Here is a 21,048-nt window from a genome sequence, read left to right as displayed (position 1 = left end):
AGCCGTGATCAAGACAGCGGCTGGGCACCCCGGGCCGAAAGCATCAGCTTCATCTGGTCCATCTCCGCGCCCTGCGAGGTGAGCATGCTGTTCACCAGGGCCTTCAACGCCGGCAGGCTCGAATGCGACGCCGCGTACTGGGCCATCGCCGTCCCGCCCTGGTGGTGGCGGAGCATCAGCTGGAGGAAATAAACGTCCAGCTGCTTGCCCGACAGTGAGCGCAGCTTGGCCAGCTCCGCGTCCGTCGCCATGCCGGGCATCAGCGGGCCGCCCGCGGGGTTCAGCGAGGACGGGGGCATCGACATGCCGTCGTGGCCCTGCGTCGGCTCGGTCATCCACTGCATCGGCGCGCCGATCGGCTGCTCCGGCTTGTCCCACAGCATCAGCCAGCCCTTCATGCGGCCGACCTGCTCGAGCTGGGTGCGCTCGATGTCGAACGCCAGCTGGCGGACCTCCGGGTCCGTCGAGTGGTCACGGGCCCAGCCGGCCATGGTCACGGCCTGCAGGTGGTGCGTCGACATGTCCTGCGCGAAGCCGACCTCGACCGACCCGGCTGCCGGGGTGGCAGCCGGGGCGTCGTCGATCGCCCGGGTGAGGAACATGCCTGCCGTCGCGCCGATCAGCAGGACCGCCAGCAGCGTCCCGCCGATGATGACCCAGCGCGACCAGGTGGGCTGTTCTTCGGACGTCACTTGCTCGGCGTGGCCGGGGGCGTGGAGGCACCCGAGGAAGGCGCGCCTTGCGAAGGCTGGTTCATGCCGCCTTGCTCCTGCTGCGCGCCCGCGCTGCCCTTGTAGTCCATCGGCTTGGCGTCGGGGCCGGGCTTCGACGGGTCGAACGGCGGCGGGTTGTCCGGGTCGAACTGGCCCGGGCCGAGGGCGTCACAGGACGCGCCGACCTCGGGGTAGACGCCGTTCGGGTTGGTCCGCAGGGCCGCGATGAACTCGTCGATCCGCGGGTCGTTGACGTCGTCCAGCTTCAGCTGGTGGCCCCACGACTGCAGCGAGATCGGCTTGTCGAGGCCCGGGTAGGGCGACATCATCGTGTACGGCTTGCCCTTCGCGCGGACGCTGAGCTGGTTCAGCGCGTCGCCGGTCACCTGCTGCGGGTTGTAGGCGATCCAGACCGCGCCGTGCTCGAGCGCGTGGACCATGTTCTCGGTCCGCACCGCGTTCGGGTAGACGATGCCGGTGCACGCCGCCCAGTAGCCGTCGTGCGGGCCGCCGAACGGCGGGGTCTTGTCGTACGCCACCCGCTCGGTCGGGAGCACGTGCACGCTTCCGGTGTAGGTCGCGGTCACGACGCCGGGGATGCGCTTCGAGGGGTCCGGGTCCGACGCGGTCGGGGCGAAGGACGCGGCGGCGGCCTCGCGGTCGGCCTGCTCACGCTTCGGCGCCGACTGCACCATGTAGTAGATGATCACCGAAGCGGCCAGTGCCACGATGGCGACGACGGCGATGATCGTGCCCCAGGGCGTGCCCTTCTTGGTCACGACGGAACCTCGGGCAGCCTTCACCGCCGACCCCTTTTTCCGAGTTGTCCCGTTCGCCATGGCTCCCGCGTTCTCCCTCTGGTGGCTGCGGACGGATTCCCGCCCCGGCCAGTCTAGGGGCCACCCGTCTGATCACGGTTAACACCTCACACACCGACCCGTCGTGACGTCTTCGAGACCGATGCGAGCGCCCGACCTGGGCACACCTAGAATTCCGCGAGTGACTCCCGCCGCTCTCGCCGACCTGGTCCGCAGCTCCGCCGTGCAGGTGCTCGCCGCACGCGGCATCGACGACGCCGTGCTGCCGGAGCAGGTGACCATCGAACGCCCGCGCAACCCCGACCACGGCGACTACGCGACGAACCTGGCCCTCCAGGTGGCCAAGAAGGCCGGCCTCAAGCCCCGCGACTTTGCCGAAGCGCTGGCCGAGGCGGTCTCGGCGGACGACGGCGTCGCCTCGGCCGAGGTCGCCGGCCCCGGCTTCCTCAACTTCCGGCTCGCCGCGGCCGCGCAGGGCGACATCGTGCGCCAGGTGCTCGACGCCGGCGCCGCCTACGGCCGCGGCGACGCGCTGGCCGGCACGCGGATCAACCTCGAGTTCGTCTCGGCGAACCCGACCGGCCCGATCCACCTCGGCGGCACCCGCTGGGCCGCGGTCGGCGACGCGCTGGGCCGGGTGCTGGCCGCGCAGGGCGCCGACGTCACCCGCGAGTACTACTTCAACGACGCCGGCGCCCAGATCGACCGGTTCGTCCGGTCGCTGATCGCCGCCGCGAAGGGCGAGCCCGCGCCGGAGGACGGCTACGCGGGCGGCTACATCAACGACATCGCCGCCGAAGTCATCAAGGCCGAGCCGAGCGCGCTGTCGCTGCCCGAGGCCGAGCGGCACGAGACGTTCCGCCGGATCGGCATCGAGCTGATGTTCGGCGAGATCAAGTCGAGCCTGCACGAGTTCGGCACCGACTTCGACGTCTACTTCCACGAGGACTCGCTGCACAAGTCCGGTGCCGTCGACGCCGCGGTCCAGCAGCTGAAGGACTCCGGGAACCTCTACTTCGACGAAGGCGCCTGGTGGCTGAAGTCGTCGGAGTACGGCGACGACAAGGACCGCGTCGTCATCAAGCAGGACGGCAACCCGGCCTACATCGCCGGTGACCTGGCCTACTTCAAGGACAAGCGCAACCGCGGCTTCGACCTGTGCATCTACATGCTCGGCGCGGACCACCACGGCTACATCGCGCGCCTGAAGGCCGCGGCCGCCGCGTTCGGCGACGACCCGGCGACGGTCGAGGTGCTGATCGGCCAGATGGTCAACCTGGTCAGCGACGGCAAGCCGGTGCGGATGTCCAAGCGCGCCGGGACCGTGATCACGATGGAGGACCTCGTCGAGGCCGTCGGTGTCGACCCGGCCCGCTACGAGCTGATCCGCTACTCCGTCGACTCCACTTTGGACGTCGACCTGGACCTGCTGCGCAAGCACTCCAACGACAACCCGGTCTACTACGTCCAGTACGCCCACTCCCGGATCCGCTCGATCGAGCGCGCCGCGGGCGACCTCGGGCTCAAATCCACTTCGGACGTCGACTACGGACTCCTGACCCTGACCGCCGAGGGCGACCTGATCCGCACCATCGGCGAGTTCCCGGAAACCGTGCGCCGCGCCGCCGAAATGCGGGAGCCGCACCGGATCGCGCGTTACCTCGAAGAACTCGCGGGCGCCTTCCACAAGTCCTACAACTCCAGCCGCGTGCTGCCGCAGGGCGACGAAGAGGCGACGCCGCTGACGTATGCGCGGCTCGCGCTGTACGGGGCGGCTCGCCAGGTGCTGGCGAACGGCCTCGCGCTCCTCGGTGTCACCGCTCCGGAACGGATGTAAGAGAAATGGCGCACCCCGCGGGCCCACGGCACGCCGACGTCTACCCCCACGCCGACACCTCCGGGCTCCAGCCGTCCGGGGTGGAGGAGCTCGACAAGCTGCCCGCGAAAGTGTGGCCGCGCAACACCTTCCGCGGCGGCGACGGTGTCGTCCGGATCGCCGGGGTCGACGTCCGGGAGCTGGCCGAAAAGCACGGCACGCCGCTGTTCGTGGTCGACGAAGCCGACTTCAAGTCGCGGTGCGCGGACTACGCCGAAGCGTTCGACGACCCGTCGCTCGTGCACTACGCGTCCAAGGCGTTCCTCTCCATCGAGGTCGCCCGCTGGGTGGCCGAGCAGGGGCTGAGCCTGGACGTCTGCAGCGGCGGCGAGCTGGCCGTGGCGCAGCGCGCGAACTTCCCGGCCGAGCGGATCACCTTCCACGGCAACAACAAGTCGCCCGCCGAGCTCGAAGCCGCGGTCGTCGCCGGCGTCGGCACGGTGGTGCTCGACTCCTACTTCGAGATCGCGCGCCTGGCCGACATCGCCGCGCGCCACGACGTCGTGCAGCCGGTGCTGATCCGGGTGACCGTCGGCGTCGAGGCGCACACCCACGAGTTCATCGCGACCGCGCACGAGGACCAGAAGTTCGGGTTCTCGCTGGCTTCCGGCGACGCCGCCGAGGCCGTGCGCCGGGTGCTCAACGCCCGTTCACTCAAGCTGGTCGGCCTGCACAGCCACATCGGTTCGCAGATCTTCGACGCCGACGGCTTCGAGGTCGCCGCCCGCCGCGTCGTCGGGCTGCTCGCCGACCTGGCCAAGGAGCACGGCCCGGAGCTGCTCGACCAGCTGAGCCTGGTCGACCTCGGCGGTGGCTTCGGCATCGCCTACACCGAGAAGGACAACCCGCCGCCGCCGGCGCAGATGATCACGCAGATCCGCGAGATCGTCCGCAAGGAGTGCGCGTACGCGGGCCTGCCGGTGCCGCGGATCGCCGGCGAGCCGGGCCGCGCGATCGCCGGTCCCGGCACGATCACGCTGTACGAGGTCGGCACCATCAAGGACGTCTCGCTCGGCGACGAGTCGGCGCGGCGGTACGTCAGCGTCGACGGCGGCATGAGCGACAACATCCGCACCGCGCTCTACGACGCGGTCTACGACGTCCGGGTGGTTTCCCGCTCCGCGGGCGACAACGAACAGCCGGTGCAGGCCGTACTGTCCCGGGTCGTGGGAAAACACTGTGAGTCCGGCGACATCGTCGTACGAGACTGCTGGCTGCCGGACACGCTGGCTCCCGGCGACCTGCTGGCGGTCGCGGCGACCGGCGCGTACTGCTATTCGATGGCGAGCACGTACAACCGGATGCCCCGCCCGGCCGTGGTCGCCGTGCGCAACGGCAGCTCGCGGCTGCTGCTGCGGCGGGAGACGACCGACGACATGCTGCGCCTGGAGGTCTGAACACAGTGGCTGCCCCACAGGAAGGTGCCATCAGGGTCGCCCTGCTCGGCTGCGGGACCGTCGGCGGCGAGGTCGCCCGGCTGCTCACCGAGCAGGCCGACGAGCTGGCCGCGCGGGCGGGCGCGCCGGTCGAGCTGGCCGGCATCGCGGTGCGCCGCCCGGACAAGCACCCCGAGCTGCCGCCGGAGCTGCTGACCGCCGACGCCGAGAAGCTCGTGACCAGCGACGACGTCGACGTCGTCGTCGAGCTGGTCGGCGGCATCGAGCCGGTGCGCGGCTGGCTGCTCGCCGCGCTGAAGGCCGGGAAGTCCGTCGTCACGGCGAACAAGGCGCTGCTGGCCGAGCACTCCGCGGACCTGTTCGAGGCGGCCGACGCCGCGGGCGCCGACCTGTACTTCGAGGCCGCGGTGGCCGGGGCCATCCCGCTGCTGCGCCCGCTGCGGGAATCCCTCGCCGGCGACCGCATCACCCGCGTGATGGGCATCGTCAACGGCACCACCAACTACATCCTGTCGGCGATGGACTCCAGCGGCGCCGGCTACGCCGAGACGCTCGACGAGGCCAGCCGGCTCGGGTACGCCGAGGCCGACCCGACCGCCGACGTCGACGGCTACGACGCCGCGTCGAAGGCCGCGATCCTCGCCTCGCTCGCCTTCCACACCCGGGTGACGGCGTCGGACGTGCACCGCGAAGGCATCGCCGACGTCACCGCCGCCGACCTCGCCGCGGCCCGGATGCTCGGCCGCACGGTGAAGCTGCTGGCGATCTGCGAGCGGGTCACCGACGACGACGGCGTCGAGTCGGTGTCCGCCCGCGTGCACCCGGTGATGATCCCGCGCAGCCACCAGCTGGCGGGTGTCGGCGGCGCGTTCAACGCCGTCTACGTCGAGGCCGACGCGGCCGGCGAGCTGATGTTCTACGGCCAGGGCGCGGGCGGCGCGCCGACCGCGAGCGCGGTGCTCGGCGACCTCGTCGCGGTGGCCCGCAACCGGGTCGCCGGTGGCCGCGGCCCGCGCGAATCCGCGCACGCGGGCCTGCCCGTGCGGCCGATGGGGCAGACGCCGACCCGGTACCACGTAAGCCTTTCCGTCGCCGACCGCGCGGGTGTGCTGGCCCAGGTGGCGCAGGCGTTCGCCGACCACGGCGTCAGCATCGCGGCGGTCCGGCAGAGCGACGTCGGCGACCGCGCGAGCCTCGTCGTGGTGACGCACCAAGCACCCGACGCCGCTCTGCAGTCCACTGTGGACCAGATCGCGCGGCTCGACGTCGTGCACGAAGTTGTCAGCGTGATGCGGGTGGAAGGCGAAGACCAGTGATCAGGCACCCCTGGCCCGGGCTCATCGAGGCGTACCGGGACCGCGTCCCGGTCCCGGACGGGGCGCGGGTCGTCACGCTCGGGGAGGGCAACACGCCGCTGCTGCCCGCCCACCACCTGTCCGAGCTGACCGGCTGCGAGGTGTACCTCAAGGTCGAGGGCGCCAACCCGACCGGCTCCTTCAAGGACCGCGGGATGACCGTGGCCATCACGCACGCGCTCGCCAGCGGCCTCAAGGCGGTCATCTGCGCGTCGACCGGCAACACGTCCGCCTCGGCCGCCGCCTACGCCGCCCGTGCCGGGCTCACCTGCGCCGTGCTGGTGCCGCAGGGCAAGATCGCGATGGGCAAGCTCGCCCAGGCCGTGTTGCACGGCGCGCGGATCCTGCAGGTCGACGGCAACTTCGACGACTGCCTCGAGCTGGCCCGCAAGACCGCGAACGACTACCCGGTCACCCTGGTCAACTCGGTGAACCCGGTGCGCATCGCCGGCCAGAAGACCGCGGCCTTCGAGATCTGCGACGTGCTCGGCACGGCGCCGGACATCCACTGCCTGCCGGTCGGCAATGCCGGCAACATCACCGCCTACTGGGCGGGCTATTCCGAGTACGCGGCCGACGGTGTGGTGAAGAACACGCCGCGGATGTTCGGCTTCCAGGCGGCCGGTGCGGCGCCGCTGGTGCTGGGCGAGCCGGTGCGCGACCCCGACACGATCGCCACGGCGATCCGGATCGGCAGCCCGGCGTCCTGGACGTCCGCGGTGGCGGCGAAGGACGAGTCCGGCGGGCTCTTCGACGCCGTCACGGACGAGAAGATCCTCGAGGCGTACCGGTTGCTGGCTTCGCGCGAAGGCGTGTTCGTCGAGCCGGCGTCCGCCACCAGCGTCGCGGGCCTGCTCGCGACGGCCGCCGACGGCAGGCTCCCGCGCGGTTCGCGGGTCGTCTGCACGGTCACCGGACACGGCCTCAAGGACCCGCAGACGGCCTTGGCGGGCAACGTCGAGGTCGAACCCCTCGCCGTCGACCCCTCGGCCGTCGCCGCCGCCCTGGACCTGCGGTGAGCATCGGATTCAAGATCACCGTCCCGGCATCCGCGGCGAACCTCGGGCCGGGTTTCGACGCCTTCGGCATGGCGCTGGGCCTGTACGACGTCGTCGAGGTGCAGGTCACCGACGCCGGGCTCAAGGTCGAGGTGATCGACGCCGGCGCCGGTGGCGTCGCCGACGTCCCGACCGACGAAACCCACCTGGTCGTGCGGGCGATCCGCAAGACCTGCGCGCACCTCGGCGTCGAACCGCCGGGCCTGCACCTGCGCTGTTTCAACGCGATCCCGCACGCGCGCGGGCTCGGCTCGTCCGCGGCCGCCGTCGTCTCCGGGGTCGCCGCCGGGTACGCCCTGGCCGGCCGCGAGATCGACGAGCCCGGCGCGTTGCAGCTGGCCGCGGGCTTCGAAGGCCACGCCGACAACGCCGCCGCGAGCCTGCTCGGCGGGCTGGTCCTGGCCTGGAGCGACGGCGGGCGGTTCCACGCCGAGCGGTTCGCGCCGCACGCGTCGATCCGGCCGGTCGTCGCCGTGCCGTCGGTGCGTTCGGCCACCGCGACCACGCGCGGCCTGCTGCCGCCGACCGTGCCGCACGCCGACGCCGCGCACAACGCCGGCCGCGCCGCGCTCGCCCTGCACGCCCTGACGGCGAAGCCGGACCTTCTGCTCGCTGCCACCGAAGACCGGCTGCACCAGCACTACCGCGCGCCCGCGTACCCGGCGAGTACGGCACTCGTCGCCACGCTCCGTGCACAGGGCGTGGCCGCCGCCATCTCCGGTGCGGGTCCGACGGTGCTGGCGCTGACCACCGCGGGAATACTTCCGGCCGAGGTCGGCGTTGAGGGATTCGACGTCTTCGAGCTGCCCGTGGATCTCACGGGTGTGCAGGTTGCGGCTCAGTAAAGGCTCGGTCACGTGGCCGACGCCGACGCCGCCACGCGGGGGGTGGTTGTTGCACCCGGCACCGCCGCGGTCTACCCTCGGGGGCGTTCGATCACCGTGCGTTTCCGCACCCGATGCCGGTCCCGGGGAATCCCCGGATCCGCATCCGTCGTCGATCCGCCGAATCCGCACCGCCTGGCAAGCGGGGTAACGCGGAACGACTTGGGCGGGTTTCCGGTTTCGGCGGTGCCGAATTCCGTGTCCTCCGTTTGGAGGACGCAAACCCCTGTGGTGGAGGCGCTCCAGCTGTGTTCCGCACGGCCGAAGAGCTCATCTCGCGTATCGGGGGGCAACTACGCCGGTTCGCGATCAGAAGCGAGCGGCAGTCCGCTGATCCACCTGGAGGCGTGGATCGGTCAGGAAGGACATGTGTGAGCAACACCGATCTTTTGAGCGACGTGAGCGGCACGGCCGAGACGAACGGCACCGCCCCCGCTCCCAAGCGGACGGTCGGCGGGCTGACCGGTAAGACCGTCGCCGAACTGCGTTCGCTGGCTGGGGAGCTCGGCGTCGGCGAGACGACGGGCATGCGCAAGGGCGACCTGATCGCCGCGATCCGCGAGCGCCAGGGCAAGTCGCGCAAGCCGCGTGCGGCGGCCGAGACGCTGCCGCTGGAGGGTGTCGGCGAGCCGCCGAAGGCCCCCAAGGCCGAGCCGAAGGCCGAGGCGCCCGCCGCCGCGGTCGAGACCAAGCCGGAGCCCAAGGCCGAGGCGCCCGCCTCCGCGCCGTCGGACGACCGGCCGCAGGCCGAGCGCCCGCAGCAGGACAAGCAGGACGGCCAGCAGGGCCAGGACGGCCAGCCCGAGGAGGGCGGCCGCAGCCGGCGTCGCCGCGGCTCCAACCGCGCCGCCGGGGCCCCCGACGGCCAGCAGGGCCAGGGCGACCGCCAGCAGGGCGAGCGTCAGCAGGGTGACCGCCAGCAGGGCGGCGACCGCAACCGCGACCAGCAGCGCCAGGGCGGTGGCAACCGCGGCGACAACCGGGGTGACAACCGCCAGGACGGCAACCGTCAGCGCAACAACCAGCAGGACGGCGGCAACCGCGGCGGCGGTCAGGAGAACAACCGCGACAACCGGGCCCAGCAGCAGGACGACGACGAGGAAGGCGGCCGTCGCGGCCGTCGCTTCCGCGACCGCCGTCGCCGGGGCAGCGGTGGCGGCCGGGGCGAAGGCGGTTCGCCGGACACCGAGATCCGCGAGGACGACGTCCTGCTGCCCGTCGCGGGCATCCTGGACGTGCTGGACAACTACGCGTTCGTCCGCACCTCCGGCTACCTCGCCGGCCCGAACGACGTCTACGTCTCGCTGTCGCTGGTCCGCAAGTACGGCCTGCGCCGCGGTGACGCCATCACCGGTGTCGTGCGCCAGCCGCGCGACGGCGAGCAGCAGCGGCAGAAGTTCAACCCGCTGGTGCGCGTCGACTCGATCAACGGCCTGGAGCCGGACGAGGCCAAGCGGCGTCCCGACTTCACCAAGCTGACCCCGCTGTACCCGAACGAGCGCCTGCGCCTCGAGACCGAGTCGCACAAGCTCACCACCCGCGTGATCGACCTGATCATGCCGGTCGGCAAGGGGCAGCGCGCCCTGATCGTGTCGCCGCCGAAGGCCGGTAAGACCACGATCATGCAGGACATCGCGAACGCGATCTCCACGAACAACCCCGAGTGCCACCTGATGGTCGTCCTGGTCGACGAGCGTCCGGAAGAGGTCACCGACATGCAGCGCTCGGTGAAGGGCGAGGTCATCGCCTCGACCTTCGACCGGCCGCCGTCCGACCACACCTCGGTTGCGGAGCTGTCGATCGAGCGGGCCAAGCGCCTGGTCGAGATGGGCCACGACGTCGTCGTGCTGCTCGACTCGATCACCCGCCTCGGCCGCGCCTACAACCTGGCGGCCCCGGCGTCCGGCCGGATCCTGTCCGGTGGTGTCGACTCCACGGCGCTGTACCCGCCGAAGCGCTTCCTGGGTGCGGCCCGCAACATCGAGAACGGCGGCTCGCTGACCATCTTCGCCACGGCGATGGTCGAGACCGGCTCGACGATGGACACGGTCATCTTCGAGGAGTTCAAGGGCACCGGTAACGCCGAGCTCAAGCTGGACCGGAAGATCGCCGAGCGCCGCGTGTTCCCGGCGGTCGACGTCAACCCGTCCGGTACCCGCAAGGACGAGCTGCTGCTCTCGCCGGACGAGCTCGCGGTCACCGTGAAGCTGAGCCGGGTGCTGCACGCGCTCGACTCGCAGCAGGCCATCGACCTGCTGATCTCGCGGCTGCGCAAGACCAAGACCAACGTCGAGTTCCTCATGCAGGTCTCGAAGACCGCCCTCGGCGGCGGCGAAGACGACTGAGCGTCACCTCGGCAAGGTCCGTGAAGGCCTCCTTACCGGCTCTTATGGCCGGGAAGGAGGCCTTCACGGCGTCGGGAATACCTGGTCAGCGGGGTGCGTTCCAGTGAGCGTCTGCCCGTCTGGCAGAATTACCCGCTGAAGTCCGGCGCCGGTTCACCCCGTGGGAACGACTGGGGACCCGGAGCCAACGAGAGAGGACACCATGAAGAGCGGTATTCACCCCGAGTACGTGGTCACGAACGTGAACTGCGACTGCGGCAACAGCTTCACCACGCGCAGCACCAAGACCAGCGGCAACATCCACGTCGAGATCTGCTCGAACTGCCACCCGTTCTACACGGGCAAGCAGAAGATCATGGACACCGGTGGCCGGGTCGCGCGCTTCGAGGCTCGCTACGGCAAGCGCCAGAAGAAGGCCGACGCCAAGTAGCTTTTCCGACGACGCCCACTCGCCTGCGCGGGTGGGCGTCGTTTTTTGTCTTTGGTTTTCCGGGCTGAGAGGTGGCAGAGGTGGATTCGAGCTCGCTCAAGGGGCTGCTCGCCGAGCACGCGGAGCTGGAGCAGCAGCTGGCGGATCCGGCGGTGCACGCCGACCAGGGGCGCGCCCGCAAGCTCGGCCGCCGCTACGCCGAGCTGACGCCGGTCGTCCGCGCGGTCCAGGAGCTCGACACGGCCCGGGACGACCTCGCGGCCGCGCGGGAGATGGCCTCGGAGGACGCGGAGTTCGCGGCGGAGGCGGAGGAGCTGTCCGCGAAGATCCCCGAGCTGGAGTCGAAGCTCACCGAGCTGCTGCTGCCGCGTGACCCGTACGACGGCTCCGACGTCGTGATGGAGATCAAGTCCGGCGAGGGCGGCGAGGAGTCGGCCCTGTTCGCCGGCGACCTGCTGCGCATGTACCTGCGCTACGCCGAGCGTCACGGCTGGAAGGCCGAGGTCCTCGACTCGGTGGACTCCGACCTGGGCGGCTTCAAGGACGTCACGCTCTCGATCAAGAGCAAGACGGCCGACGTCGACGGCGTGTGGTCGCGCCTGAAGTTCGAGGGCGGCGTGCACCGCGTCCAGCGCGTGCCGGCGACCGAGTCGCAGGGCCGCATCCACACGTCCGCGTCCGGCGTGCTCATCTACCCGGAGCCGGAGGAGGTCGAGGTCGAAATCGACCCGAACGACCTGCGCATCGACGTCTTCCGCTCGTCGGGCCCGGGCGGCCAGAGCGTGAACACGACCGACTCGGCGGTCCGGATCACGCACCTGCCGACCGGCATCGTGGTGTCCTGCCAGAACGAGAAGTCGCAGATCCAGAACCGCGCGCGCGCCCTGCAGGTGCTGCAGGCGCGGCTGCAGGCGATCGCGGAGGAGGAGGCGGCGGCCAAGGCGTCCGACGCCCGCCGTTCGCAGGTCCGCACGGTCGACCGCTCGGAGCGGGTGCGCACGTACAACTTCCCGGAGAACCGCATCTCGGACCACCGGGTGAACTACAAGGCGTACAACCTGGACCAGGTCCTCGACGGCGACCTGGACGGCGTCCTGGACGCCCTGGCGACGGCGGACCGCGAAGAGCGCCTGGCGGCTCAGTCGGGCTGAGTTCCCGGCTGCCGGGGAACCAGCCAGCACAGGCAGAACGGGTGCCCGGCCGGGTCCGCGTAGACCTGGAAGTCGCCCCCTGGTTCCACCGGCTTCAGCACCTTCGCGCCGAGCGCCGTGACGTGCTCGTGCGCTTCGGCGAAGTCCTCGACCCAGAGGTCGAGGTGGATCTGCTGCTTCGTCGGACCGTCCGGCCACTCCGGCGGCACGTGGTCCGGGGCGAGCTGGACGCCGATCCGCGGCGCGCCGTCCACCATGACCATGTGCCAGTCGCCGTCCTCGTCGACCTCTCCGCCGAGCACGCCCGCCCAGAACCGGCTCTCGGCCGCGAGATCGGCGGCGTCGAAGGTGACGACCTGATGCATGATCCGCATGGCCCCCAGTCTGCCGAGCCACGGGACTGTTGTCAGGGAATCTCGGCCTCGATCCGGGTCAGCTGGGCGGCGAAGAGTTCCACGAACGCGCCTTGGCGGTCCACCCCGAGCGGCCGGACGTCGCGGGCGAAGTGGGCCAGCGCGGGGAAGCGTTCAGGGTCGGCGCCCAGGACTGCCACCCGGAACAGCTCCATGCTCTGTTCGTGCTCCTCGGGAGTGACCGTGCTGATCCCGGCTTCGGCGGCGATCAACGCGGAGATCAGGATCGCGAGCCGGTGGTAGATCCCCGGGATCCGCTCGTCGGGCAGGCCCGACGAGCGCAGGGCCTGCAGCACCTCTTCCATGACGAGCCGGGATCCGGTGCCGCCTGACGCGTAACGCCCCCAGATCGCCGCGATCTGGGGCTGCCTGCCGAAAGCCGCGCGCAAGCGCAACGCGGTGGCCATCAGCCGCTCCTGCCAGTCGCCCTCGGGCCGGTAACCGTCCATGGCGTCCGCGAGGGTCCGGTCGGCGACCGCCCGCAGCAGCTCGGTCTTGGTGCGGAAGTGCCGGTAGAGGCTCGAGGAATCGGTCCCCAGTGCCGCGGCGAGCTTGCGCACGCTGAACGACTCGGCGTCGCTCGTGCGCAGCAGTTCCGCCGCCGTGTCCAGGATTTCTTCGGTCGTCCAGCGCCGTCGGCCTGCCATCCCGTTCCTCTCGTCCTGCGCCAGCATAGCTTATGCACTTGCTGTTGCACGCACTGCGTGCATAATGAGGACACATGGGGTTGAAAGGATCACGTCTTGCAGAACTCACTGGATTCCGCCCTCGAAAACGTCCACCACGCCGGAGTGCCCGGCCTGTTCGCCGAGGTGTGGGACGGCGACGAGGTCTGGCGCGGCGCCGCGGGGGTCGCCGACGTCGCCACCGGCCGTCCGGTCACCGCCGGCATGCGGCACCGCGTCGGCAGTGTCACCAAGACCTTTACTGCCGCCGCGGTGCTGCAGCAGGTCGAAGAGGGGCAGCTCGACCTCGACGCCCCGGTCGGGCGCTACCTGCCGCGGCTGGTCCCCGGGGAACGCGGGCAGGCGATCACGGTCCGGATGCTGATCAACCACACCAGCGGGCTCGCCGAATACCTGCCCTACGCCTACCCCTCGCTCGCGGCGTACCCGGACCTGGCGGGCACGAGCCCGCAGAGCCTGGACGACCACCGGTGCACGCGGTTCGATCCCGTCGAGCTGATCGGGATGGGGGTCGTCGCCCCCGCCACCGGCGTCCCCGGCGGGACTCCGGGGGTATACTCCAACACCAACTACCTGCTCCTCGGCGAACTCCTGGAAAAGGTGACCGGCTCGACGGCCGACAAGTGCATCACCCGGAACGTCATCGAGCGCGCCGGGCTGCGGGACACCGAACTGCCCGCCGGCCCGGAGATCGAGGGGCCGCATTCGCGGCTCTACGAGGCGTGGTTCGGCATGATCGACCCGCCGCGCGACTACAGCGTCTACGACATGTCCTGGGTGGGGCCCGCGGCCGCACTGATCTCGACCGTCGCGGACCTGAACCGCTTCTTCGGCCTGCTGCTGGCCGGCGAGATCGTCAGCCCGTCGTCGCTGGCGCGGATGCAGACCACCGTCCCGGTCATCTCCCAGGAGGGCAAGCTGATCGACTACGGCCTCGGCCTGCACCCGGTCGCGGTGCCCGGCGGAGGCGCCGTCTGGGGACACGGCGGCACGGTCTGGGGCGGCGGAACGATGGCCATGATCAGCGCCGACGGCCGGCGGCGGATGTCCGTCGCGGTGAACCTGCAGCGGTGGAACGCGCTCGACCCCTCGGGCAGGCTGCTGCCCCATCCCATCGACGCGGCACTCGCGGCCTTCTTCCGGACGGCGATGGGCGACCGGACCACCGGCCTCGCCGATCCGCGGTGACACCCTGCGGCCGGCAGGGGGCGGATGCCTCCTGCCGGCCGCAGGGTGTCAGCGGACCGCGGGCTCCTCGGGCTCGCGGAAGGCGTCGAACACTTCGGTCGCCGGCTCGGGCTCCTCGGCCGGCTCTTCCTCCGTGACCGGGGGAGCCGGCCGCGGGAAGAAGCTCAGCACCGCGAACACCGCCGCCAGGAACGTCGGGAACAGCGTCAGCAGCTGGTGCTTCACGCCCTCGACGCCCTCGCCCAGCGCGGACAGCCCGAACTGCCCGACCGCGAACAGCAGCAGGAAGAACACCACGATCCCGTACTCGCGCGCGCGGCGGCGGAACGCGCGGATCCCGGCCCAGCCGATCAGCAGCCAGAACGGGACCAGCACGAACAATCCCAGCGGGGCCGCGAGCGCGGACAGCCCGGACAGCACCGGGACCCGGTACTCCTGCGCCATCGGCGGCATCCCGGACGTGTCGGCGAAGCTGCCCAGCCGCGACGGGCGCGCCGTGAGCGTGTCGACCGCGCCCTGCTGGAGGATCTGCAGCGTGCGGCCCGGGTGGGACGCGTAGTACTTGACCACGTTGCGGCGGCTGATCTTGTCGCGGAAGCCGTTGTAGTCCGCGTCCTTCCACGGGCTCACTTCCCACCAGCCCGTGCCGATGAACTTCTTCGCGGTCGGCGGCAGGCCGAGCGCGGCCAGGTCGGCGTCCGTGTCGTGCTTGCCGTCGACGATGCTGTCGAACACCACGTGGTACATGTTCGCTTCGCGGTACTCGGCGTTGGCCGGGTCGCCGTGGGACTGCACCGCGGCCGTGCCCGCGCCGACGACCAGCAGCACGCCCAGCGGCACCAGCCACCGCTTGCGGCCCTTCGCGCCGAGCGGCCGGACCAGCGCCAGCGCGATCACGAACAGCGGGATCAGCAGCAGCGTCTGCGACTTCGCGTTGATGCCGATGAGCGCGCCCACCACGGTCAGCGCCGCGCCCCAGTAGCGCCACGCGCCCGTGCGGTGCATCAGCAGCAGGCCACCAGCGGTCAGCAGCATCCCCAGGAACCCGGCGCCCTCGCTGAGCACCGAGGCGAAGTAGCCGAAGAACGCCGAGTCGGCCATCACGAGCAGCAGCAGGACGGCGGCGATGACGCGGTTGCGGCGGCTCAGCTCCAGGCCGAGGACGGTGGCCGCGATGCCTCCCGCGACGAGCACGCAGGTGATCGCGCCGAGCACCAGCAGATTGAGCTCCGCCGACGAGCCGAGCACCTTCCCCAGCTTGCTCGCGAACCAGTCGAGCCACGCCTGGCTCGAGATGTACTGGGTGGTGCACACCTGGCCCGGCCCGTAGCTGAAGTGCACGTAGAACTCGGGCTTGATGTCGGGGTGCCGGCCGCCGAGGTCGCACAGCAGGCGCCAGCCGTCGCCGTTGTCGGCCATCCCGATCGGCCTGGGTACGAGGAACCGGAGCAGCAGAGCGCCGAGGGACAGGACGAAGACGCCCAGGCCGAAGCGCAGTTCACGGGATCGCACCCGGAAGAGCGTACGAGATCACGCTGAGTCGGCGGGTGCGGCACCGGGTACCGGGCTCACGGGGCGGTGCCGGAACACGACGTAGTGGTAGAGCAGGTAGTTCCAGAACAGCCCGACGACGATCGCGGCACCCTTCGGGATCAGCAGGTTAACGCCCGTGAACAGGTGGCTGACCAGCCAGATCACGAAGAACTGCACCACCCAGAGCCCGAACGCGGTGACCCCGAAGAACAGCAGCGCCTGGCGGCGGAGGTCGCCGTCCTTGGCCCGGAACGTGAAGTTCCGGTTGAGCGCGAACGACAGCAGCATGCCGGCCGTCGTGGAGATGAGGTTGGCGACGAACACCGGCAGGCCAAGCGTCGCCAGCAGCGCGTAGCCGAGCGCGTCGACCAGCGTGTTGCCGATCCCGACGATCCCGAAGCGCACCTGCGTGGCCGTGACGAGCCTCATCGGGCGGCGCTCCGGCTCTCTTCGGCGGACTCGGGAACCCCCGTGCGCACCGACGCCACCGTGTACAGCGGCCGGTTCTGCACCTGCGAGTACGTGCGGCCGATGTAGCTGCCGAGCACGCCGAGCATGATGATCTGGATGCCGCCGAGGAAGAACATCGCGATGGTGATGAACGCCCAGCCGGGCACCGCGGTCTCCGGGGCGAACAGCTTCACCCCGACGACGTAGAGCACGCCGACGAAGCTCAGCAGCGAGATCAGGTACCCCATCCGCGTGATCATCCGCAGCGGCGTCACCGAGAATCCGAGGATGCCGTCTGCGGCGAAGCGCAGCATCTTCGTCAGCGGATAGCCCGTGACACCGGCGTAGCGCTTGTCGCGGTCGAACAGCACCGCCGTCTGCTTGAACCCGACGTAGCTGACGAGGCCGCGCAGGAACCGGTCGCGTTCGCGGTACTTGCGCAGCTCGTCGACGACCTTGCGGTCGACGAGCCGGAAGTCGCCGGTGTTCTTCGGGATTTCGACCGCGGCCATCTTCTGCAGGAACCAGTAGAACGCGCTCGCGGTGTACCGCTTGAACGGCGAGTCCCGGCGCGACCGGCGCTGCGCGTAGACGACGTCGTAGCCCTCTTCCCACTTCTCGAGCAGCTCGAGCGCCACCCGGGGCGGGTCCTGCAGGTCGCTGTCCATGATGATCACGGCGTCCGCGTCGACCAGGTCGAGCCCGGCGGTCACGGCCATCTGGTGCCCGAAGTTGCGGGAGAACTCGATGACCGTGACCCGCGCGTCCCGCTCGGCCAGCTCGGTGAGCCGGGCCAGGGAGCCGTCCCGGCTGCCGTCGTCGACGTAGAGGAAGCTGAACCGGTAGCGCCCGGCCAGCGGCGCGGTGACCTCGTCGACCGTGCGGTGCAGCACGTCGATGTTCGCTTCCTCGTTGTAGATCGGGAAGATGAACGCGACCCGGCGGCGCGTGGTCGGCTCGGTCGGCACTGGCGCTCCCGTGGGGTCGGCGTCTACATCCTAGGTTCCGGCCACGGCCTCGGCGAAGGTGGTCATCCGCCGCTCGAAGGTCCCGGCCGGGCCGAAGTGGACGGCCACCGCGTCCGCCCCCGCCAGGATATACGCGCGGAACTGCGCGACGGCGGCGGCGAGATCGTCGCCGTCCCACTCCATCCTGGCGGTTAACCGCCGTTCACGTCGTCCGCGCCGGAGGTTAACCGCGGTTCACTTCCGCTCCTCAGGGTCTTCAGTTCACGAGCGCGTTCGCCGAACGCGGCGGGGGACAGGCCGGCGCTGGTCCAGCCCGCGCCGATCCGCGCGGCCCGGCGCAGCGCCACGGCCGAGTTGCCGCCGACGGTGATCGGCACCGGGCCCGCCGGGCGCGGCTCGAAGTACCCGCCGCCCGGCCCGCGGCCGGTGCGGAACAGCTCGGCGAGCAGGTCGAGCGTCGCGTCGGTCCGCTTGCCGCGGCCGCCGAAGTCGGCGCCCACCTCGGCGAACTCCGGCGCGTTCCAGCCGCTGCCGATGCCGAGGGTGAACCGGTGCCCCGACAGCCGGTCGAGCGTCGCGACCTGCTTGGCCAGCGCGTACGGCTCCCGCAGTGGCACGATCAGCACCGACGTCCCGAGCCGGATCCGGGTGGTCAGCGCGGCAATGTGTGCGAGGGTGACCAGCGGCTCGTAGACGCCGCCGAAGACCTCGCCGTACGCGCCGGGCGGGATCAGGTGATCGGGCAGCCAGGCGGCGTGGTAGCCGAGGTCCTCGGCGAGCCGGGCCAGCTCGGCGGGCCGCGCGGGGTCGAGGTCGGGCTCTTCGCTCGGCAGGACGACTTCGAGGTCCATCACAGCCCTCCGAGGAACTTCTGGATCGCGGCGAGCCATTCGCCCGGCGCTTCCCCGCCGATGTTGTGGCCGGCTTCGATCTCGACCAGCTGGGCGCCGGGGATGCCGTCGGCGAGTTCGCGCGACAGCGCCGGCGACGCGAGCCCGTCGAGGGTGGTCGCGATGACGAGCGCCGGAACGGCGATCGCGGCCAGTTCGGCCCGGGTGTCGACCTGGGAGACCAGACCGACCTGCTCCGGGCTGCCCGCGGGGATGAACGCGGCGAGCCCGGCGACGGCGGCGTCGAGCTGTTCCGGCGTCAGGGATTCCAGGTGCCGTCCGCCTGCTGCCATCAGCGTGAGGAACTTCGCGAGCAGCTCCCGGTCACCGTCCAGCAGGGCCGCCCAAACGTCGACGGCGAGCCGGATCCGGTTGTCGAGCCGGGCGAACCCGCTGGTCAGGACCAGCCCGGTGACGCGGTCGGGGTGCCGTGTGGTCGCGCGCACCGCCACCGCCGTGCCGAGTGAATAACCGAGGATCGCGAAGCGCTCCAGACCGGCGCCGACGGCGATCGCGACCAGCTCGTCGGCGACTTCGTCGAGGTCGAGCGGGCGGTCGCCGCGGGGTGTCGCGCCGGAGCCGGGGTAGTCGGGGCCGACGACGGTGTGCGTGCGCGCGAGGTCGTCGAGGATCGGGCCGAAGTTGCCTTCGACGCTGCCGCCGCCTCCGTGGGCGAGCAGGAGGCCGGGCCCGGATCCGCGGACGACGTGCTGGAAATGTTCGGTCATGCCGGCGACGTTAGGCATTCACATCGGTGTCAAGGTCAACCTTTCGGGGGTCACATGCGGATCGGCGAGCTCGCGGAACGCACCGGCGTCAGCACGCGGCTGCTGCGGTACTACGAGGAGCAGGGCCTGCTGACGGCGTCACGCGACCACAACGGGTACCGCACCTACGCCGACGACGCCGTCGTCCGCGTCCGGCAGATCCGGCGGCTGCTCGGGGCCGGGCTGAACACCGAGGTCATCGCTTCGGTGCTGCAGTGCGCGAGCGGCGAGGAAGCCCACCTGGACCTGTGCCCGGAGCTGTCCCGGCTGCTGCGCCGCGAGCTGACCGCGATGGACGACCGGATCGGGACGCTGCAGCGGCGCCGGAGCGCGCTGGCCGGGTACTTGTCGCCTGGGCGCTGAGGGCGCCTCGATACGCTGGACGGCGTAGGACCGGCGCGTGTCCTCACGGGGGAGTTCCGCCTGGTGTGCCAGGCTTGACGAGGTGAAGGACGACGAGTGAATCGGCAGCCGCTGCGCCTGGCCATCATCGAGGCCACCCGGATCCTCGAGCGCGCGGGCGTCGCCTCGCCGCGGTTCGACGCCGAGGTGATCGCCGCGCACGTGCTCGGGGTCGAGCGCGGGCGGCTGCCGATGGTGCCGCTGGTCGATCCGCCGGTCGTCGAGGCCATCGGGCAGCTCGTCCAGCAACGCGCGAAGCGGATCCCCCTGCAGTACCTGACCGGCTGGGCCGCGCTCGGGGACATCACCGTCGCGGTCGGCGCCGGCGTGTTCGTCCCGCGCCCGGAGACCGAGCTGCTGCTCGAGTGGGGCGTCAAGTTCCTGCAGAGCCGGGAGTTCCCGGTGGTGGTGGACCTGTGCACCGGATCCGGCGCGCTGGCACTGGCGGTCGCGCACGCGCGGCCGGACGCGGTCGTCTACGCGGTGGACGTCGACCCGCAGGCACTGGCCTGGGCCCGCCACAACGCCGACGTCCACGCGGACGCGGGCAACACCCCGATCAGGTTGTACTCGGGCGACATCGGCGACCCGACGATGTTCGCCGAGCTCGACGGCCTGGTCGACCTGGTGCTGTGCAACCCGCCGTACGTCCCGGAGGGCACGCCGGTGCCGCCGGAGGTGGCGGAGCACGACCCGCCGCGCGCGGTGTTCGCCGAGGAGAGCGGCTTGGCGGTGATCCGTCACGCGATCGCGGCGGGCGCGCGGTTGCTGCGCCCAGGCGGCGGGCTGGCGATCGAGCACGACGACACGCACGGCTCGGCGGTCCCGGCCCTGGTCCGGGCCCGGCGGGTGCTGACGGGGGTCGAGGACCACGCGGACCTGACCGGCCGGGCCCGGTTCGTGACGGCGCGGCGGCTGGGCTGACGCGGTGTCGGGGGATTTCGTCCTGGACCCGCCCGGGAAGGTTCCGCTCGGCTTGGCGTGGATGCCGAGCGGAGCGGCGGTGCAGTGGGTGGTGGGAGCCGTCGCCGACCGGGTCGAAGACGCCGGGCTGGCCGCCGAGCTGCGGGAGTTCGTGGCGGCCGACTACTCGTTCATCTCCCTGGGGATGTTCACCGCGGCCCAGGCGGCGGAGATCACGCGGGTGATCCGCGAGTCGCTGACGGCGGCGGCCGAGGCGCGGTTCCCGGGCAGCGAGGTGGTGCTGGGGTGGATCGCCGAGCTGGTCGCGATGGTCGAGCGGGCGGAAGCCGCGCCGGACGTCGGCTGAGTTGCTCGAACTGCCCGAGCCGCTTGGGGGCGCCCCCCGCTTTCCACGCTACCGGCACGCACCGACAGTTCCGGGCTCTCCGCCCGCGGCCGGCCGGAGTTGTCCACAGCGCGGGTCAAGCGGCCCCAATGGGGATTTTTCATCTTGGTTTGTGCTGGTGGGGGTGGGTTGACGGGGTGTGGTAATGGTCAGGCTGCGGCTGGCCGGGCCGTGTCGCGGGTGTCTTGTTCGTGCTGGGTGAGCACGAGCAGGGCGCGGGTGAGGGTGGTGGCGTGGCGGGGGTGGAGGCGGAGTTTGTCGAGGATGCGCCAGGTTTTGAGGGCGGCGAAGCCGCCCTCAACCGCGCAGCGCAGCCCGGAGAACACCGCGTTCGCGGTCTTCTGCCCGGCGGTGAGCGGCCGGTTGGTTTCGGCTTTGTAGGGGGTGAGCACGACCTGCTCACACGCCCCGCCGC

Annotated in this window: 23 protein-coding genes; 12 read left to right on the top strand and 11 right to left on the bottom strand. The window is 71.1% G+C overall.

Annotated features, from left to right (window positions below; genetic code table 11):
• Positions 1 to 8 precede the first annotated feature (8 nt).
• Positions 9 to 692 (bottom strand): DUF305 domain-containing protein, encoded by a 684-nt coding sequence (locus AB0G28_RS14435; protein WP_361088093.1) that lies wholly within the window; start codon positions 690 to 692, stop codon positions 9 to 11.
• Positions 689 to 1,516, bottom strand: a complete 828-nt coding sequence (locus tag AB0G28_RS14430; RefSeq protein WP_361088090.1) for a DUF3105 domain-containing protein — start codon at positions 1,514 to 1,516, stop codon at positions 689 to 691. Before AB0G28_RS14430 ends, AB0G28_RS14435 begins: the two co-directional genes overlap by 4 nt.
• 196 nt (positions 1,517 to 1,712) lie before the next feature.
• Here AB0G28_RS14430 and argS point away from each other — a divergent pair, with 196 nt between their 5' ends.
• The 8 genes from argS (at position 1,713) to prfA (ending at position 12,027) form a co-directional block, all read left to right on the top strand.
• Positions 1,713 to 3,368 carry an arginine--tRNA ligase gene (argS, locus tag AB0G28_RS14425; protein ID WP_361088088.1) on the top strand — a complete coding sequence of 552 codons (1,656 nt, stop codon included), beginning with the start codon at positions 1,713 to 1,715 and terminating at the stop codon, positions 3,366 to 3,368.
• 5 nt (positions 3,369 to 3,373) lie between these two features.
• Entirely contained in the window at positions 3,374 to 4,804 is a 1,431-nt protein-coding gene (lysA, locus tag AB0G28_RS14420) for a diaminopimelate decarboxylase (protein ID WP_361088085.1), read from the top strand.
• A 5-nt stretch (positions 4,805 to 4,809) separates the two neighbouring features.
• Positions 4,810 to 6,120 (top strand): homoserine dehydrogenase, encoded by a 1,311-nt coding sequence (locus AB0G28_RS14415; protein ID WP_361088082.1) that lies wholly within the window; start codon positions 4,810 to 4,812, stop codon positions 6,118 to 6,120.
• On the top strand, positions 6,117 to 7,178 hold the full coding sequence (thrC, locus tag AB0G28_RS14410) for a threonine synthase (protein WP_361088079.1): 1,062 nt from the start codon (positions 6,117 to 6,119) through the stop codon (positions 7,176 to 7,178). Before AB0G28_RS14415 ends, thrC begins: the two co-directional genes overlap by 4 nt.
• Before the next feature lie 2 nt (positions 7,179 to 7,180).
• The gene (thrB, locus tag AB0G28_RS14405; protein WP_361088557.1) at positions 7,181 to 8,062 is read left to right on the top strand and encodes a homoserine kinase; all 882 of its coding nucleotides are present in this window, start codon (positions 7,181 to 7,183) and stop codon (positions 8,060 to 8,062) included.
• Between the two features lie 410 nt (positions 8,063 to 8,472).
• On the top strand, positions 8,473 to 10,446 hold the full coding sequence (gene rho / locus AB0G28_RS14400; RefSeq protein ID WP_361088077.1) for a transcription termination factor Rho: 1,974 nt from the start codon (positions 8,473 to 8,475) through the stop codon (positions 10,444 to 10,446).
• Positions 10,447 to 10,648: 202 nt separating this feature from the next.
• The gene (rpmE, locus tag AB0G28_RS14395; RefSeq protein ID WP_003102730.1) at positions 10,649 to 10,876 is read left to right on the top strand and encodes a 50S ribosomal protein L31; all 228 of its coding nucleotides are present in this window, start codon (positions 10,649 to 10,651) and stop codon (positions 10,874 to 10,876) included.
• Between the two features lie 80 nt (positions 10,877 to 10,956).
• Positions 10,957 to 12,027, top strand: a complete 1,071-nt coding sequence (prfA, locus tag AB0G28_RS14390) for a peptide chain release factor 1 (RefSeq protein ID WP_361088072.1) — start codon at positions 10,957 to 10,959, stop codon at positions 12,025 to 12,027.
• Here the strand turns inward: prfA and AB0G28_RS14385 are convergent.
• Both AB0G28_RS14385 and AB0G28_RS14380 read right to left on the bottom strand, forming a co-directional pair.
• Positions 12,015 to 12,401, bottom strand: a complete 387-nt coding sequence (locus AB0G28_RS14385) for a VOC family protein (RefSeq protein ID WP_361088069.1) — start codon at positions 12,399 to 12,401, stop codon at positions 12,015 to 12,017. The genes prfA and AB0G28_RS14385 overlap by 13 nt on opposite strands.
• Before the next feature lie 32 nt (positions 12,402 to 12,433).
• On the bottom strand, positions 12,434 to 13,087 hold the full coding sequence (locus AB0G28_RS14380; RefSeq protein WP_361088066.1) for a TetR/AcrR family transcriptional regulator: 654 nt from the start codon (positions 13,085 to 13,087) through the stop codon (positions 12,434 to 12,436).
• Positions 13,088 to 13,183: 96 nt separating this feature from the next.
• Between AB0G28_RS14380 and AB0G28_RS14375 the strand changes: the two genes are divergently transcribed.
• Entirely contained in the window at positions 13,184 to 14,314 is a 1,131-nt protein-coding gene (locus AB0G28_RS14375) for a serine hydrolase domain-containing protein (RefSeq protein ID WP_361088063.1), read from the top strand.
• Positions 14,315 to 14,362: 48 nt separating this feature from the next.
• Here AB0G28_RS14375 and AB0G28_RS14370 read toward each other — a convergent pair whose 3' ends face one another.
• From AB0G28_RS14370 to AB0G28_RS14345, 6 genes are read right to left on the bottom strand one after another with little or no spacing between them, the layout of a single operon-like run.
• Positions 14,363 to 15,826 (bottom strand): hypothetical protein, encoded by a 1,464-nt coding sequence (locus AB0G28_RS14370; protein WP_361088060.1) that lies wholly within the window; start codon positions 15,824 to 15,826, stop codon positions 14,363 to 14,365.
• 18 nt (positions 15,827 to 15,844) lie between these two features.
• Positions 15,845 to 16,276 carry a GtrA family protein gene (locus AB0G28_RS14365; RefSeq protein ID WP_361088057.1) on the bottom strand — a complete coding sequence of 144 codons (432 nt, stop codon included), beginning with the start codon at positions 16,274 to 16,276 and terminating at the stop codon, positions 15,845 to 15,847.
• A complete protein-coding gene (locus AB0G28_RS14360) occupies positions 16,273 to 17,265 on the bottom strand; it encodes a glycosyltransferase (RefSeq protein WP_361088054.1) in 993 nt (330 codons plus the stop codon). The genes AB0G28_RS14365 and AB0G28_RS14360 overlap by 4 nt, the downstream gene beginning before the upstream one ends.
• A gap of 30 nt (positions 17,266 to 17,295) precedes the next feature.
• On the bottom strand, positions 17,296 to 17,448 hold the full coding sequence (locus tag AB0G28_RS14355) for a hypothetical protein (protein WP_361088051.1): 153 nt from the start codon (positions 17,446 to 17,448) through the stop codon (positions 17,296 to 17,298).
• Positions 17,449 to 17,456: 8 nt separating this feature from the next.
• Positions 17,457 to 18,116: an LLM class flavin-dependent oxidoreductase gene (locus AB0G28_RS14350; protein WP_361088048.1), complete on the bottom strand. Its 660-nt coding sequence runs from the start codon at positions 18,114 to 18,116 to the stop codon at positions 17,457 to 17,459.
• On the bottom strand, positions 18,116 to 18,883 hold the full coding sequence (locus tag AB0G28_RS14345; protein ID WP_361088045.1) for an alpha/beta hydrolase: 768 nt from the start codon (positions 18,881 to 18,883) through the stop codon (positions 18,116 to 18,118). Before AB0G28_RS14345 ends, AB0G28_RS14350 begins: the two co-directional genes overlap by 1 nt.
• A 54-nt stretch (positions 18,884 to 18,937) precedes the next feature.
• Here AB0G28_RS14345 and AB0G28_RS14340 point away from each other — a divergent pair, with 54 nt between their 5' ends.
• The 3 genes from AB0G28_RS14340 (at position 18,938) to AB0G28_RS14330 (ending at position 20,594) form a co-directional block, all read left to right on the top strand.
• Entirely contained in the window at positions 18,938 to 19,285 is a 348-nt protein-coding gene (locus tag AB0G28_RS14340) for a MerR family transcriptional regulator (protein WP_361088042.1), read from the top strand.
• Between the two features lie 96 nt (positions 19,286 to 19,381).
• Positions 19,382 to 20,248, top strand: a complete 867-nt coding sequence (prmC, locus tag AB0G28_RS14335) for a peptide chain release factor N(5)-glutamine methyltransferase (protein WP_361088039.1) — start codon at positions 19,382 to 19,384, stop codon at positions 20,246 to 20,248.
• Positions 20,249 to 20,252: 4 nt separating this feature from the next.
• The gene (locus AB0G28_RS14330) at positions 20,253 to 20,594 is read left to right on the top strand and encodes a hypothetical protein (RefSeq protein WP_361088036.1); all 342 of its coding nucleotides are present in this window, start codon (positions 20,253 to 20,255) and stop codon (positions 20,592 to 20,594) included.
• 188 nt (positions 20,595 to 20,782) lie between these two features.
• Here AB0G28_RS14330 and AB0G28_RS14325 read toward each other — a convergent pair.
• On the bottom strand, positions 20,783 to 21,048 hold a 266-nt coding region (locus AB0G28_RS14325; protein WP_361088033.1), incomplete at its 5' end, for a transposase family protein.

Source organism: Amycolatopsis sp. NPDC021455 (assembly GCF_040640995.1).
In the GTDB taxonomy this organism is placed as follows: Bacteria; Actinomycetota; Actinomycetes; order Mycobacteriales; family Pseudonocardiaceae; genus Amycolatopsis.
Note: the sequence above shows the minus strand (reverse complement) of the source record. Positions and strands in the feature narration are given on the sequence as shown.